Origin of the sequence: Microbacterium sp. K41, from assembly GCF_004794395.1 — a bacterium.
GTDB lineage: Bacteria > Actinomycetota > Actinomycetes > Actinomycetales > Microbacteriaceae > Microbacterium > Microbacterium sufflavum.
Genome location: NZ_SSDO01000359.1, coordinates 1 through 15,032 on the forward strand (window position 1 = coordinate 1; position 15,032 = coordinate 15,032).

At 72.3% G+C, this 15,032-nt stretch carries 13 protein-coding genes; 4 read left to right on the forward strand and 9 right to left on the reverse strand.

The features are described from left to right. The 5 genes from DW309_RS11070 to DW309_RS11090 form a co-directional block, all read right to left on the reverse strand. Nucleotides 1–1,690, reverse strand: a 1,690-nt coding sequence (locus DW309_RS11070) for a sensor histidine kinase (protein WP_136045406.1), incomplete at its 3' end; no start/stop codon positions are given. Beyond that, entirely contained in the window at nt 1,687–2,292 is a 606-nt protein-coding gene (kdpC, locus tag DW309_RS11075) for a potassium-transporting ATPase subunit KdpC (protein WP_136045407.1), read from the reverse strand. The genes DW309_RS11070 and kdpC, both read right to left, overlap by 4 nt. 21 nt (nt 2,293–2,313) lie before the next feature. Beyond that, the gene (gene kdpB / locus DW309_RS11080) at nt 2,314–4,452 is read right to left on the reverse strand and encodes a potassium-transporting ATPase subunit KdpB (RefSeq protein ID WP_136045408.1); all 2,139 of its coding nucleotides are present in this window, start codon (nt 4,450–4,452) and stop codon (nt 2,314–2,316) included. 1 nt (nt 4,453) lies between these two features. Beyond that, complete coding sequence (gene kdpA / locus DW309_RS11085) at nt 4,454–6,130, reverse strand: potassium-transporting ATPase subunit KdpA (protein ID WP_136045409.1); 1,677 nt, start codon at nt 6,128–6,130, stop codon at nt 4,454–4,456. Next, nucleotides 6,130–6,219 carry a potassium-transporting ATPase subunit F gene (locus DW309_RS11090; RefSeq protein WP_136032743.1) on the reverse strand — a complete coding sequence of 30 codons (90 nt, stop codon included), beginning with the start codon at nt 6,217–6,219 and terminating at the stop codon, nt 6,130–6,132. The genes kdpA and DW309_RS11090 overlap by 1 nt, the downstream gene beginning before the upstream one ends. Before the next feature lie 190 nt (nt 6,220–6,409). Between DW309_RS11090 and DW309_RS11095 the strand changes: the two genes are divergently transcribed. Further along, on the forward strand, nt 6,410–7,585 hold the full coding sequence (locus tag DW309_RS11095; RefSeq protein WP_240753188.1) for an SLC13 family permease: 1,176 nt from the start codon (nt 6,410–6,412) through the stop codon (nt 7,583–7,585). Nucleotides 7,586–7,594: 9 nt separating this feature from the next. On the opposite strand, the gene DW309_RS11100 is transcribed toward DW309_RS11095, so the two are convergent. Beyond that, the gene (locus tag DW309_RS11100; protein WP_136032747.1) at nt 7,595–8,182 is read right to left on the reverse strand and encodes a GNAT family N-acetyltransferase; all 588 of its coding nucleotides are present in this window, start codon (nt 8,180–8,182) and stop codon (nt 7,595–7,597) included. Then, the gene (locus tag DW309_RS11105; RefSeq protein ID WP_136045411.1) at nt 8,179–9,129 is read right to left on the reverse strand and encodes a DMT family transporter; all 951 of its coding nucleotides are present in this window, start codon (nt 9,127–9,129) and stop codon (nt 8,179–8,181) included. The genes DW309_RS11100 and DW309_RS11105 overlap by 4 nt, the downstream gene beginning before the upstream one ends. Between DW309_RS11105 and DW309_RS11110 the strand changes: the two genes are divergently transcribed. Then, entirely contained in the window at nt 9,128–10,534 is a 1,407-nt protein-coding gene (locus tag DW309_RS11110; protein ID WP_136045412.1) for an aminotransferase-like domain-containing protein, read from the forward strand. The two genes, DW309_RS11105 and DW309_RS11110, sit on opposite strands and share 2 nt — an antisense overlap. Nucleotides 10,535–10,538: 4 nt before the next feature. On the opposite strand, the gene DW309_RS19580 is transcribed toward DW309_RS11110, so the two are convergent. Both DW309_RS19580 and DW309_RS11115 read right to left on the reverse strand, forming a co-directional pair. Beyond that, complete coding sequence (locus tag DW309_RS19580; RefSeq protein ID WP_168387250.1) at nt 10,539–10,742, reverse strand: hypothetical protein; 204 nt, start codon at nt 10,740–10,742, stop codon at nt 10,539–10,541. 122 nt (nt 10,743–10,864) lie between these two features. Next, entirely contained in the window at nt 10,865–12,820 is a 1,956-nt protein-coding gene (locus DW309_RS11115) for an APC family permease (protein ID WP_407665467.1), read from the reverse strand. A 225-nt stretch (nt 12,821–13,045) separates the two neighbouring features. On the opposite strand from DW309_RS11115, the gene DW309_RS11120 reads away from it, so the two are divergent. Both DW309_RS11120 and DW309_RS11125 read left to right on the forward strand, forming a co-directional pair. After that, entirely contained in the window at nt 13,046–14,122 is a 1,077-nt protein-coding gene (locus DW309_RS11120; RefSeq protein ID WP_136045413.1) for a VanZ family protein, read from the forward strand. 130 nt (nt 14,123–14,252) lie between these two features. After that, on the forward strand, nt 14,253–15,014 hold the full coding sequence (locus DW309_RS11125) for a phosphatidylglycerol lysyltransferase domain-containing protein (protein WP_136045414.1): 762 nt from the start codon (nt 14,253–14,255) through the stop codon (nt 15,012–15,014). The last annotated feature ends 18 nt before the right edge of the window (nt 15,015–15,032 follow it).

Here is a 15,032-nt window from a genome sequence, read left to right on the forward strand (position 1 = left end):
GGATGGTCGTGGCGCGGCCGTCCGGCACCGGCTCGCCGTCGCTGGCGAGCACCTGCCCGTCGGGCGTGAGCAGCCGGACGCCGCTGAGCCCGAAGGCCTCCCGTGTGCGGCTCACGAGCGCCAGCACGGCGTTGTCGCCGCGGAGCACGTTGCCCGCGACCGCCGCCAGCAGCTCCGCCTCGGCCGTCGCGCGCTGCGCCGTCCTCGCCCGGCGGGCGGCCTGATCCACGATGATGCTCACCAGGATCGCGATGACCACGTAGAGCGAGAGCGCGAGGGCGTGCAGCGGATGCGCGATCGTGATCGTGAACAGCGGTGCCACGAACAGGAAGTCGAGCGTGATGCCCGACAGCACGGCGGCGAACACCGCGGGGCGGATGCCGCCGATCAGCGCCACCACGACCACGAGCAGCTGATACGCGAGCACCTCGGCGGTGATCGACTCCGGGCTGCGGAAGGTGAACATGAGCCACGACAGCAGGGGGCCGAACACGAGCGCGACGCCGAAACCGAGCGCCTGGCGCCGCCACCCCAGCGCCCCGCCGGTGATGCGGGGCAGCGCGAGTCGCCCGCCCGCGGCCGCGTGGGTCACGATGTGCACGTCGATGTCGCCCGAACGCCGGATCACCTCGGAGCCGATGCCCGGTCCGGTCAGCGCGGCCGTCAGGCGGCCGCGGCGGCTCACGCCGATCACGAGCTGCGTGGCGTCGGCACCCTGGGCGAACTCCACGAGCGTGCCGGGGATGTCGTCGCCGACCACCTGGTGGTACGTGCCGCCGAGGGACTCCACGAGCGCGCGCTGTGCAGCCAGGGCGCCCGGGGTCTCGCCGCGCAGGCCGTCCTGGGCGGTCACGTGCACCGCGAGCAGCTCGCCCCCGGCCGACCGTGCGGCGATGCGGGCTCCGCGGCGCAGCAGCGTCTCGCCCTCCGGGCCGCCCGTCAGCGCGACGACCACCCGCTCGCGCGCCTGCCAGGAGCCCTCGATGCCCTGCTCGGCGCGGTAGCTGCGCAGCGCGCTGTCGACCTCGTCGGCGAGCCACAGCAGTGCGAGTTCGCGCAGCGCGGTGAGGTTGCCCAGACGGAAGTAGTTCGACAGTGCCGCGTCGATCCGCTCCGCGGGATACACCAGGCCCGCCGACAGCCGGTCGCGCAGGGTCTGCGGGGCGAGGTCGACCACCTCGACCTCGTCGGCTGCACGCACCACGGCATCCGGGATGGTCTCCTGCTGCGCGATGCCGGTGATCTTCTCCACCACGGCGTTCAGCGACTCGATGTGCTGCACGTTGACCGTGGTCACCACGTCGATGCCCGCCCGCAGCAGCTCCTCCACGTCCTGCCAGCGCTTGGGGTGGCGCGAGCCGGGGATGTTCGTGTGCGCGAGCTCGTCGACCAGGGCGATCTCCGGTGCGCGGTCGAGCACGGCGTCCAGGTCGAGCTCGGTCAGCACCACCCCGCGGTGCTCGTCCACGCGTCGCGGAACCTCGGGGAGCCCGGCGGTGAGGGCCGCGGTGGCCGCCCGGCCGTGGGTCTCCACGACCGCGATCACCACGTCGCGGCCCTCGTCGAACAGGCGCCGCCCCTCCGCGAGCATCTCGAACGTCTTGCCCACCCCGGGGGCGGCGCCCAGGAGCACGCGCAGGCGCCCCCGGCGCTGGTGCTCCGGCGGGCGATCCGTGCGCGCTGCGCTCATTCACCCTCCCGGTCGTCCAGTGCGAGGTTGAGTTCGGCGACGTTGATCCGCTCCTCGCCGAGGAACCCCAGGTCCCGCCCTTGAATCCTAGACTCCACGAGCGCACGCACCTCGTCCTCGGGCAGGTCGCGCGCGGCGGCCACCCGCGGCACCTGCAGCAGGGCATAGGCGACGCTGATGTGCGGGTCGAGACCGGAGCCGGAGGCGGTCACGGCGTCGGCGGGCACCAGGGACGGGTCGACACCCTCGCGCTCCGCGACCTCGGCCGTGCGCTCGGCGATCGTCGCGACCAGGTCGGGGTTCTCCGGTCCGAGGTTGCTGCCGCCCGAGGCGGTGCCGTCGTAGCCGTCGCCCGCCGCGGACGGGCGCGACTGGAAGTACTGCGGCAGGGCCTCGCCGTCGGCGTCGGTGAAGAACTGTCCGATCAGGGCGCTGCCGCGGTCGTCGGGCAGCATCGAGCCGTTCGCCTGCGCGGGGAGCAGCAGCTGGCCGATGCCGGTGACGAGCAGGGTGTAGCCGACGCCGAGGACGAGGGTGAGCACGAGCATCGCGCGGACGGCGACCCCGGCGGTGCGCATCGTGGTGCGGGTGGTGGAGGACATGGTGTGCCTTTCGCGCGGGGGTCAGAAGCCGGGGAGGAGGCTCACGACGAGGTCGATGAGCTTGATGCCGAGGAACGGCGCGATCACGCCGCCGAGGCCGTAGACGAGCAGGTTGCGCTGCAGGATCTGCGAGGCGCTCGCGGGGCGGTAGGCCACCCCGCGCAGGGCGAGCGGGATGAGGAAGACGATCACGATCGCGTTGAAGATGATCGCGCTCGTGACCGCAGACGCGGGCGAGTGCAGCTGCATGATGTTGAGCGCCGCGAGCCCCGGGAACACCCCCATGAACATCGCCGGGATGATCGCGAAGTACTTGGCGATGTCGTTCGCGAGCGAGAACGTGGTCAGCGCGCCGCGCGTGATGAGGAGCTGCTTGCCGATGCGCACGATGTCGATGAGCTTGGTCGGGTCGGAGTCCAGGTCGACCATGTTCCCCGCCTCCTTCGCCGCCGACGTGCCCGTGTTCATCGCCACGCCCACGTCCGCCTGCGCCAGCGCGGGGGCGTCGTTGGTGCCGTCGCCGGTCATCGCGACCAGCCGCCCGCCCTGCTGCTCGCGGCGGATGAGATCGAGCTTGTCCTCGGGGGTGGCCTCGGCGAGGAAGTCGTCGACCCCGGCCTCCGCGGCGATGGCCTTCGCGGTGAGTGGGTTGTCGCCGGTGATCATGACCGTGCGGATGCCCATGCTGCGCAGCTCGTCGAAGCGCTCGCGCAGGCCGTCCTTCACGATGTCCTTGAGGTGCACGACGCCCAGCACGCGCCCGTCCTCGCCGGTGGCGCGCACCGCCACGACCAGGGGTGTGCCGCCGCTGCTCGCGACACCGTCGGTGAGGGAGGTCAGCTCGGCGTCGGTCCCGCGGCCCAGCCAGGCCGACACCGCGGAGCCGGCGCCCTTGCGGATCTCGGTGCCGTCGGAGAGGTCGAGCCCGCTCATGCGGGTCTGCGCGGTGAAGGGCACGACCACGGCGTCCTCCGGTGCCTCGACCCGGAGGCCGCGCGCGGTGGCCAGCTCGACGATCGAGGCGCCCTCGGGCGTGGGGTCGGCCAGGGACGACAGGGCGGCCACCCGCAGCAGCTCCTCCGCGTCGACGCCCGACAGCGGCAGCACCTCGTGCGCGCGGCGGTTGCCGTACGTGATCGTGCCTGTCTTGTCGAGCAGAAGCGTGGTCACGTCTCCCGCGGCCTCGACCGCGCGGCCCGACATCGCCAGCACGTTGCGCTGCACGAGGCGGTCCATGCCGGCGATGCCGATGGCCGACAGCAGCGCGCCGATCGTGGTCGGGATGAGGCACACGAGCAGGGCGATCAGCACCGGGATGCTCACCGGGGAGGCGGCGTACGAGGCGATCGGGTTCAGCGCCAGCACGACCACGACGAACACGATCGACAGGCTCGCGAGGAGGATGTTCAACGCGATCTCGTTCGGGGTGCGCTGACGGCTCGCGCCCTCGACCAGCGCGATCATGCGGTCGACGAAGGTCTCACCGGGCTTCGACGTGATGCGCACCACGATGCGGTCCGACAGCACCCGGGTGCCGCCCGTGACGGCGCTGCGGTCGCCGCCGGACTCGCGGATGACCGGGGCGCTCTCGCCCGTGATCGCCGACTCGTCGACGGTCGCGATCCCCGCCACGATGTCGCCGTCGCCCGGGATCAGCTCGCCCGCGGTCACGATCACGACGTCGTCGCGCTGCAGCTCCGCCGACGACACCTCCACGGTCTCGGCGCGCTCGGCCGCGGGATCCGCCGCGGGATCGTGGCGCACCACGCGGCGGGCCATCGTGCTGGTGCGGGTCTTGCGCAGGCTCGCGGCCTGCGCCTTGCCCCGGCCCTCCGCGACCGACTCGGCCACGTTCGCGAACAGCACCGTGAGCCACAGCCACACCGCGATGCCCCACGTGAACGCGAGCGGCACGGGCGAGCCACCGGAGTCGGCCGGTCCGCCCAGGAAGGGCTCCGCGATCGCGAGCACGGTCGTGAAGGCCGCACCCACCCAGACGAGCAGCATCACGGGGTTGCGCACGAGCGTGGCGGGGTTGAGCTTGCGGACGGCGCCGGGCAGCGCCTGCACGAGCTGCGACCAGCCGAACGACCGCGGTGTCGCAGCGGGGGCGGGGGCCGTGGCGCTCTCGGGCGCGGACGGCGTGGTGAGGAGGGTCATGTCAGAGTCCTTCGGCGAGCGGTCCCAGTGCGAGCACGGGGAAGTAGGTGAGGGCGGTGACCACGACGGTCACCGTGAGGAGCAGGCCGACGAACTGCGGCCGGTGGGTGGGCAGGGTCCCGGTCGTGGCGGGGATGCGCTCCTGCGCCGCGAACGACCCGGCGAGCGCGAGCACCAGCACGATCGGCAGGAAGCGGCCGAGCAGCATCGCCACGCCCAGGGCCGTGTTGAACCACGGGGTGTTCGCGGTGAGCCCCGCGAAGGCGGAGCCGTTGTTGTTCGCGGCCGAGGTGAAGGCGTACAGCACCTCGCTCATGCCGTGCACGCCCGGGTTGAGGATGCTCGTGGACTCCACGTCGTCCCGGATGCCGGGGATCGCGAAGCTCAGGGCCGTGCCGCCGAGGACGAGCACCGGGACCACGAGGATGTACAGGCTCGCGAGCGTCATCTCCCGCGGGCCGATGCGCTTGCCGAGCCACTCCGGCGTGCGGCCGACCAGCAGCCCGCCCACGAAGACCGCGACGATCGCGAGCACCAGCATGCCGTACAGCCCCGAGCCCACCCCGCCGGGGGCGACCTCGCCGAGCATCATGTTCAGCATCGGCATCATGCCGCCGAGCGCCGTGTACGAGTCGTGCATCGAGTTGACGGCGCCCGTCGAGGTGAGCGTGCTGGCACTGCCGAACAGCGTCGAACCGAGGATCCCGAAGCGCAGCTCCTTGCCCTCCATCGCGGCTCCCGCGAGCTCGGGTGCGGCGCCCCGGCCGGCGAGCTCCAGTGCCGAGAGGGCGACCGTCGAGGCGAGGAAGATCGTGCCCATCACGGCGACGATCGCGTAGCCCTGGCGGTGGTCGCCCACCAGGCGGCCGTACGTGCGGGGCAGCGCGAACGGGATCACCAGGATCAGCAGCACCTCGATCAGGTTCGTCCACCCGGTGGGGTTCTCGAACGGGTGGGCGGAGTTCGCGTTGAAGAAGCCGCCGCCGTTCGTGCCGAGCAGCTTGATGGCCTCCTGCGACGCGACGGGTCCGCCGGGGATCGTCTGCGCGCCCCCGGACACCGTGGTCACGTCGGTGAAGCCTGCGAAGTTCTGGATCACGCCGCCGGCCAGCAGGGCGACCGCGCCGATCAGGGCGAGCGGCAGCAGCAGCCGCCCGAGCCCGCGGGTCAGGTCGACCCAGAAGTTGCCGATCGTCGCGGAGCCGCGGCGGGACAGACCCCGCACCAGCGCGATCGCGACCGTGAGGCCGACCGCCGCCGACACGAAGTTCTGCACCGTGAGGCCGGCCAGCTGCACGGTGTAGCCCATGGTCTGCTCGGGCGAGTACGACTGCCAGTTCGTGTTCGCGACGAACGACGCGGCCGTGTTGAACGCGAGGCCCTCGGGCACGGCGGGGAGCCCGAGCGACTCCGGCAGGAACGCCTGCAGCCGCTGCAGCGCGTAGACGAGCACGAGCCCCACGAGCGAGAACAGCAGCACGCTCCGGGCGTACGCGCGCCAGGTCTGCTCCGAGCGCGGGTCGACCCCGATCACGCGGTACAGCCCACGCTCCACCCGCAGGTCCTTCGCGGAGGTGTAGACGTGGGCGATGTAGTCGCCGAGGGGGCGGTAGAGCAGCACGAGCACGACCACGACGGCCGCGACCTGGAGCACCCCGAACAGGATCGTCGCGTCCATCAGAACCGCTCCGGGGCGACCAGGGCGACGACGAGGTACACGATCGCGGCGACGGCCAGCACCGCGGCGATGATCTCGAACACGATCATGCGCGGTCCACCGCCTTCGCGACGAGGGACACGAGGGCGAACAGCGCGAGGGTCAGCGCGAGGTAGATGATGTCGAGCACGACCCCGATCCAACTCCCGGGCGTCGCCGCCTCCGTCGATCCTCACGGTTCCCCTACGCCACGTCCGCCGATGCATGCGGCTTTCTCACGGTCGGCCCTATGCTCGCGAGGTGGGGACGCGCGCGCACCGGATCAGGCCAGGGGCCGTGCTGGTGCTCGCCCTCGTCGCGGTCGCGGCGGTCTGCGTGGTCACGGGGCTGCTGCCGGGCGCCGACGCCGAGGCGCTCGGACTGCGGACCGCGCCGGTGCTGGGCTTCGTCGTCGCGATCACGATCGTCGCGGAGCTCGCGCGGGACGCGGCGGTGTTCGACGTGGTCTCGCAGCGGCTCGCCCGGTGGGGTCGAGGCAGGGTGGCGCTGCTGTGGCTGCTCGTGATCGCGCTCGCCGTGGTGAGCACGGTCTTCCTCTCGCTCGACACGACGGCGGTGATCGTCACGCCCGTGGTGGTGGTGCTCGCGCAGAGCATCGGTGTCCCGCCGATCCCGTTCGCGCTGGCGACCGTCTGGCTCGCGAACACGGCCTCGCTGGCCCTCCCGGTGTCGAACCTCACGAACCTGCTCGCGGCGCGGCAGATCGGCGACGGGCCCGCCGCGTTCGTCGCGCTGAGCTGGGCGCCGACCCTCGTCGGCATCCTCGTCCCCGTGCTGCTGCTCACCCTCGTGCACCGGCGCACCGTGTTCTCGCGCTACCGCACGCCCCCGCCCCGGCGCCCCGCCGATCCGGTGCTGTTCTGGACCGCGACGGGCGTGCTCGTGGTGCTCATGCCCGCGCTCGCCCTGAGCCACGACGTGTGGATCCCGGCGACGGTCGCCGCGGTCGCGCTCGTGGCGGTGTTCGCGGTGCGGCGGCGCAGGGCTCTGCGGTGGGGACTGGTGCCCTGGCAGGCGGTCGCGCTGGCCGCCGCGCTGTTCGTGCTGGTGGAGACGCTGCACGCGCGGGGTGCGCTCGACGTGCTCACCGCGCCGATCACGGGCGACGGGTTCGGTGACCTCCTGCGGCTCGCGGCGCTCGGTGCCGTGAGCGCCAACGCCATCAACAACCTTCCCGCCTACCTCGTGCTCGAGCCCGCGGCGGGCGACCCCGTCGCGCTCATGGCGCTGCTGATCGGCGTGAACCTCGGCCCGCTGATCACGCCGTGGGCCTCGCTCGCGACGCTGCTGTGGCACCACCGCATCACCGCGCTCGGCGTGGAGATCCGCTGGAGCCGCTTCATGCTGTGGGGGACGGTGGCGGCGGTGCCCACGGTGATCGCCGCGGTCGCCGTCCTGGCCCTCGTCGCCGGCTAGTGCCGGGGGTCAGCTCCCTACCGGCCACTCCTCGGCGAGCAGACCGTAGTTCATGCCGTCGAGCCACTCGCCGGAGCGGTGCAGGGCGGTCTTGCGGCTGTGTTCCTCCCGGCGCATGCCGAGCCGCTCCATGAGCCGCCAGGAGGGTTCGTTGTCGGCGAAGCAGCCGGCGTGCACGCGGCGCAGGCCGAGCGGGCCGAAGCACACCTCGATCGCCGCCCGCACCGCCTCGGTCGCATAGCCGCGGCCCGTGGAGGCGGGGTCGAGCACCCAGCCGAGCTCGGCCTCCACGCCCTTGGCGCGCTCGGCGACCTCGAGCTGCGCCCAGGCGTCCTCGATGCGGATCATGAGGTCGCCGATGGGGGTGGGGGCGTCACCCTCGTGCTCGGGCAGGCGCTCGATCAGGTACAGCGACGCCAGTCGGGCGGGCTCGAGGTGGCGCTCGCGGAACGCCTCGATCGTGTCGGGCGCGAGGCCCAGCCAGCGGTTCACCTCGGGCAGGCGTCGCCACCCCCACATCGCGTCGAGATCGTCGGGGGTGCACGGACGCAGCTGCAGCCGGGGGGTGCGGACGGGCCAGGGAACGCCTTCGGTCATGCCCTCAGCCTAGGGCGGGCTCCGCGCCGCGCGGCCCCGGACTGCCGGGTGCGTACGGCGAGGGCCGCGCAGGCGATCACGGCCAGTCCTCCCGCGACCGTGGGCCAGCCGATCTGCTCGTGCAGCAGCAGCCCCGCCCACGCGATACCCATCACCGGCTGCACGAGCTGGATCTGGCTCACCTGCGCCATCGGCCCGATCGCGAGTCCGCGGTACCAGGCGAAGAAGCCGAGGAACATGCTGACCGCGGCGAGATAGGCGAACGCGAGCCACTGCACGGGTGTCGCGGCGGGCGGCTGCGCGACCGCGGCGACGACGGCGAGCGCGGCCATCGGGGGAGCGGCGAGCACGAGCGCCCAGGAGATCGTCTGCCACGACCCGAGCTCGCGCGCGAGCAGGCCGCCCTCCGCGTAGCCGACGGCCGCGGCGAGCACGGCCCCGAAGAGCAGCAGGTCGGCGACGTGGAGGGTGCCGAGTCCCCCGCCCTGCAGAGCAGCGAAGCCGACCGCGGCCAGGGCGCCCACGGCTGCGAAGGCCCAGAACGACCGCGCCGGCCGCTCTCCGGTTCGCACCACGACGGCGACGGCGGTCGCGGCCGGGAGCAGGCCGATCACCACCGCGGCGTGACTCGCAGGGGCCGTGGTGAGCGCGAACGAGGTCAGGAGCGGAAACCCGGCGATCACTCCGCTCGCGACGACCGCGAGCCGTGCCCACTGCCGGGCGGAGGGCGGTGAGGCGCGAAACGCGGCGAGCACGATCGCGGCGAGGACGGCGGCGACCACGGCCCGGGCCGAACCGATGAACAGGGGCGACAACCCGCCGATCGCGACGCGGGTGAAGGGCAGCGTGAACGAGAAGGCGATGACCCCGAGGAGCCCCCAGGCTGGTCCTGCATATCTGGATAGCGCTGTCGAACGAAGGGCAGTAGCGCTACTCTGTTCTCTCATGGGTCAGGATAGCACCGAGCGCATCGTCCGTGGACTGCGGGCCTGGGTGGCGTCGGCCGCACCCGGTGCCCGGCTCCCGTCCAGTCGCGCGCTCGTCGCCGAGTACGGGGCGAGCCCGGTCACGGTGCAGCGCGCCGTGCAGCAGCTCGCGCGCAGCGGTCTGATCGACACGCGGCCGGGGGTCGGCACGTTCGTCCGGGCCGCGCGGGCCCCCAGAGCGCTGGACCACAGCTGGCAGACCGCCGCGCTCGGCCCCGCCCCCATGCGCTCCTCAGGTCTCTCCGCGACCCAGCGCACCGCCGCCCCGGACGTCATCGGTCTGCACTCGGGCTATCCCTCGCTCGAGCTGCTGCCGGAGCGCCTGGTTCGGCAGGCGCTCGTCCGGGCGTCGCGCACCCCCGCCGCGGTGACGCGCTCCCCGGCGGCCGGTCTCCCCGAGCTCCAGGCGTGGTTCGCCGCGGAGCTGGCGGCGACCGTCCCCTCCGGCATCGCCGCACCCTCGCCCAGGGACGCGCTGGTCGTGGCCGGCAGCCAGAGCGGTCTCAGCTCGATCTTCCGGGCCGTCGTGGGCACCGGGCGACCGCTGCTGATCGAGTCGCCCACGTATTGGGGGGCGCTCCTGGCGGCGGAGCAGGCGGGGGTCGCACTGGTGCCGATCCCCTCCGGACCGGCCGGTCCCGACCCGGACGAGGTGGAGCGGGCGTTCGCGCGGTCGGGAGCGCGGGCGTTCTACGCCCAGCCGACGTTCGCGAATCCGAGCGGTGCACGCTGGTCCGCCGCGACGGGGGAGGCGGTGCTCGAGATCGTGCGGCGGCACGGGGCGTTCCTCATCGAGGACGACTGGGCGCACGACCTCGGCATCGACGCCGACGCGCATCCCCTCGCCGCGGCCGACGACGACGGACACGTGGTGTACGTGCGCTCGCTCACCAAGAGCGTCTCGCCCGCGCTGCGCGTGGCGGCGGTCATCGCCCGAGGCCCGGCGCGCGAGCGGATCCTCGTGGACCGGGCTGCCGAGGGCATGTACGTGAGCGGGCTGCTGCAGGCCGCGGCGCTCGACGTGGTGACGCAGCCGGCCTGGCGCACGCACCTGCGCGGATTCCGCGAACAGCTGCGCACGCGCCGTGACCTGCTGGTGTCGAGCCTCGCAGCGCACGCACCAGGGGTGACGGTGGAGAACGTGCCGGCGGGCGGCCTGAACCTGTGGGCGCGGCTGCCGGAGGGGACGGACGTCGGCCGGGTCGTGCGGGAGTGCGAGCTCCGCGGGCTGCTCATCGCCCCGGGCGGAGAGTGGTTTCCGGCGGAGCCCGCGGGTGCGTACGTGCGACTCACCTACGCGAACGCCGATCCCTCCCGGTATGCCGAGGCCGCGGGCATCCTCGGCGCCGTCGTCGATGGGTCCTGACTCTTCACTTCCGCGGCCAGAGCTTCCGGCGCAGCGCGGGGGCCAGCAGGGCGACCGCGACGAGCAGGGAGATCGCGACGTTGAGCAGGAAGATCGGATTCTCCCCGGGGAGGAACTCGTAGACCACCGCGTTCCCGGCGGCGCTGATCACGGCGAGAGCCAGCACGAGATACATCGTTCTTCTCCCCTGGGCAGTGCGCGCGCTCATCTCACCCTCCAGACTACCTCATATGACGACATTATGATCCGAAATGACTGCCATGGAGCATGGCAGGTGCGGCCTCGACCCGGCGGTCTCGGCCGAGCCGGCGCGCGCGGAACCCGCCGGACTCACTCCGCCGAGGGGGGACCGGCGGGGCGGTGGGCGCGGCGGCCCGACACCACGACCGGGCGACCGGCACGCTCCTGGCCCGGTAGCGGGCGGGAGCGGCGACCGTAGATGAGCTCGGACGAGTCGAGCAGCCACGGCACCAGGGTGATCGAGACGCCGTGCACCAGCATGAGCTGGTTCGCGAGTCGACGTGCCCGCCGGTTGTGCAGGAACGACTCCCACCAGTGGCCCACGATGTACTGCGGCAGATACACGGTCACGACCGAGGAGCCGTGCTTCTCGCGGTACTGGCGGATGAACTGCGTCACCGGCTGCGCGAACGAGCGGTACGGCGACTCGACGATCACGAGGGGCACCGGCACGAGGTGCTCGGCCCACTCGCGCTGGAGCGCCGCCGCGTCGTCTGCCGACACGGCCACGTGCACCGCGAGCGTCTTGTCGTGCTTGGCGGCGATCGCGTAGTCGATGGCCTTCATGACCGGCTTCTGCAGATGGTTCACGAGCACGATCGCGACGTCGCCCGACGCCCCGAAGCGGGTGGTGTCGTCGATCGCGATCTCGTGCTCCACGTCGCGGTAGTACCGCTTCACGCCGATCATGAGGAACGCGAGCACCGGGATCGCGAAGAACACCAGGTAGGCGCCGTGCGTGAACTTGGTGATGGTCACGATGACCAGCACCAGCACCGTGAGGGTCGCCCCGGCCGAGTTGATCAGCAGGCCCACCTTCGCCGAGCGGCGGTCGGTCGCCGCTGTGCCGTCTCGCGGTCCCGCGGCCGGTTCTCGCAGCACGCGCCGCCAGTGGCGCACCATGCCGATCTGCCCGAGCGAGAACGACACGAACACCCCGATGATGTACAGCTGGATCAGCGTCGTCAGCCGGGCCTGGAACACCACCAGCACCGCGATCGCCGCGATGCCGAGCAGGATCATGCCGTTCGAGAACACCAGGCGGTCGCCGCGGGTGTTGAGCGACTTGGGGGCGTAGCCGTCGCGCGCGAGCACCGCGCCCAGCAGCGGGAAGCCGTTGAAGGCCGTGTTCGCCGCGAGCAGCAGCACGCACGCGGTCGCGGCCTGCACGATGAAGAAGGGGATGCTGCCGCCGCCGAACGTCGCGGCCGCGATCTGCGCCATCAGGCTCGGCTGCGGCGTGGTGCAGTCGAAGCCGATCAGGTCGCACGGGTTCTCGGCGTAGTGCACGCCCGTGATGAGCGCGAGGGCGGTGAGGCCGGAGAACAGGCAGATCGCGATGGTGCCCATGAGCACGAGCGTGGACTGGGCGTTGCGCACCTTGGGCGCCCGGAACGCGGGCACGCCGTTCGACACGGCCTCGACACCCGTGAGCGCGGAGCATCCGCTCGAGAACGCGCGCAGGATGAGGAGGATGACGGCCGCCTGGCTCAGGCTCTCCGCCTGCACGCTGAAGTCCGCGCTGGACGCGACGGGGGCGTCGCCGAAGACCGTGCGGATCAGGCCCGTGACGATCATGATGCCGACCGAGCCGATGAACACGTACGTCGGGATCGCGAACACCAGCGACGCCTCGCGCACGCCGCGCAGGTTCACGATGATGATGAGGATCACGAAGCCCACCGCGAGCTCGACGCGGAAGGGGTCGAGCCCCGGCACGGCCGAGATGATGTTGTCCACGCCCGAGGCGACCGACACCGCGACGGTCAGCACGTAGTCGACCAGAAGTGCCGCCGCCACGATCACGCCGGGGATCTCGCCGAGGTTCTTCGACGCGACCTCGTAGTCTCCGCCGCCCGAGGGGTAGGCCTTGATGAGCTGACGGTAGCTGAGCACCACCACGAGCAGCAGCACCACGACGGCGATCGCGACGAGCGGCGTGAACGACAGGAACGTGAGCCCGCCGATCAGCAGGATCATCACGAGCTCCTGCGGCGCATAGGCCACCGAGCTCAGTGCGTCGGAGGCGAAGATCGGCAGCGCCATGCGCTTGGGGAGCAGCTGCTCGTCGACCTGCTCGCTCGTCAGCGGGTCGCCGATGAGGATGCGCTTCGCTCGCGGCGGCGCGTCCGCGCCGAGTCGGGTTTCTTCTGACACGTCCGGCGACACTACGCCCGCGCGCGGCGCCCTCACAAGATCCTTACGGAATCCCTACGGTCGCATTCCGCACCCTGACGGAATCCTTACGGGCACCGCGTAGCCTTGTTCTCCATGGGGGAGCAGGTCGTTCTGGGTGTCATCGCGATCGCGATCGGAATGGCCGTCGGCATCGTGCTGTTCGTGCCGTTCGTCGCGATCAGCTACCGCCGCCGCGGGAGGCTCAGCTTCGGACGGACGATGCTGTGGCTCGGCGCCCTGATCTACTTCTGGGCGATCTGGACGTACACGCTGCTGCCGCTGCCCGACCCCGACACGATCCGCTGCGTCGGCGCGATCATCGACCCGATGTCGGTCGTGCACGATCTGCAGCGCGCGTTCGCGTCTCCCCAGCCGTTGCGTCACCCGGCGTTCCTGCAGCTCGCCTTCAACGTGCTGCTGTTCCTCCCGCTCGGGGCGTTCGTGCGGGTGCTGGCCGGCCGCGGGGTCGTGGTCGCCCTGCTCGCCGGTCTCGGGCTCTCGCTGCTGGTCGAGACCACGCAGCTGACCGGCGTGTGGGGACTGTACCCGTGCGCGTACCGGTTCTTCGACGTCGGCGACCTGATGACCAACACGATCGGCGCGGTCGTGGGCTGCACGCTCGCACTCGTCGTGCCGCGCGCCCTGCGCGGCTCGCGCGCCGCCGCGGATGCGGATCAGCCGCGCCCGGTCACGCGCGGACGCCGGGCCCTGGCGATGCTGTGCGACGGTCTGGCGTACTTCTTCGTGAGCGCTGTCGTCGCCGTGACCGTGCAGCTCTGGCTCGCGTACGTCGTGGACGACCGGGCGGCGGTGCTCGACGGCGCTGCGTCGGAGCTGGTGAGCACGGTGGCCGCCTCGGGCCTGTGGCTCGTTCTGATCCTCGTCACCGGTCGCTCGGTCGGCGATGTCGCGGTGCAGCTGCGCTACACCGGCTCGCGCCTGCCGATGATGCTCGCGCGCCTGCTGCGGTGGGCGGGCGGCATCGGCGGCATCGGCGCGCTCGCCCTGCTCGGCTTCCCGTTCGACCTGATCTCGTCGGTGCTCTACCCCGTGGCGGTCGTGCTGCTGTTCACCACGCGTCGCGGCCGCGGGCTCCCCGGGCTCCTCTCCGGGCAGGACGTGGAGGACGCGCGGGAGCGGCAGGCGTCGGCGCCCGTCGCGTCGGCCTGACCGGTCGCCCTCCCCGCCGCCCGGTCGATCGCCCGCGGATCCGTGATCGACGACCCTCGTTCCCGGGACGCGGGACGGCGCAGAGTGACGGTGCGTCCGTCCGGGCGCCTCGAGCGAACAGGAGCCACCCATGACCGACACCGCCACCCGCCCCCGCGGACACCGACCCCCCACCCGCCGCGGCGGCCGACTGTGGCTGCTCTGGGGCGTTGCCGCCGGGCTCCTCGGCGTCACCGCCACCGTGGTGTTCGACGTGCGGCCGTGGTCGGAGGCCGACTACGCCCGCGGTGGCATCCTCTCCGCAGCGGCCCAAGACATGGCGGGGCTCGACCCCGTGGCCAACAAGATCGGGTTCCTGCTCGGCTTCGCGGCCGTGGCCTGCCTCCTGGTACTGCAGGGCTCCTGGCGCGTGCGCGTCGAACGCGGATCCACCTCGGTCGCGGCGCGCGTGTTCTCCGCGGGGCTCGTGACCTCGGCCGCCGGGCTCACGTTCGGCTACGCCTGGAAGGGCACGCTCGGGCTGTACGGCCACGGCGGCCCGGAGTTCGGCAGTTTCGGCGACGAGGGTCTGCTGGTGTTCTACGCGCTCACCGACTTCGGCGCGTTCATCCCGTGGTTCGGTGTGCTCGTGTCGCTGGCCGCGCTCGCCGCCATGGCCTGGTTCGAGCGGTCGGCCTCGCGCATCCTCGGGACGCTGCTCGGGGCTCTGGTGCTGCTGATCGCGGCGGGGTACATACTCACCGGCGTGCCGGGGCTCGCCGGACCGGTCGGTGGCCTCGGGCTCGCGTTCGCCTCGCTGTGGATGCTGCTGGGGCGCCGCGGGGTCTCGTCCGGGGACACCGCGACGGACCGGGCGGCTGCCACCGGCACCCCGCTACCCGGCAGGTCGTGACGGCGGGCCTCAGCCGGG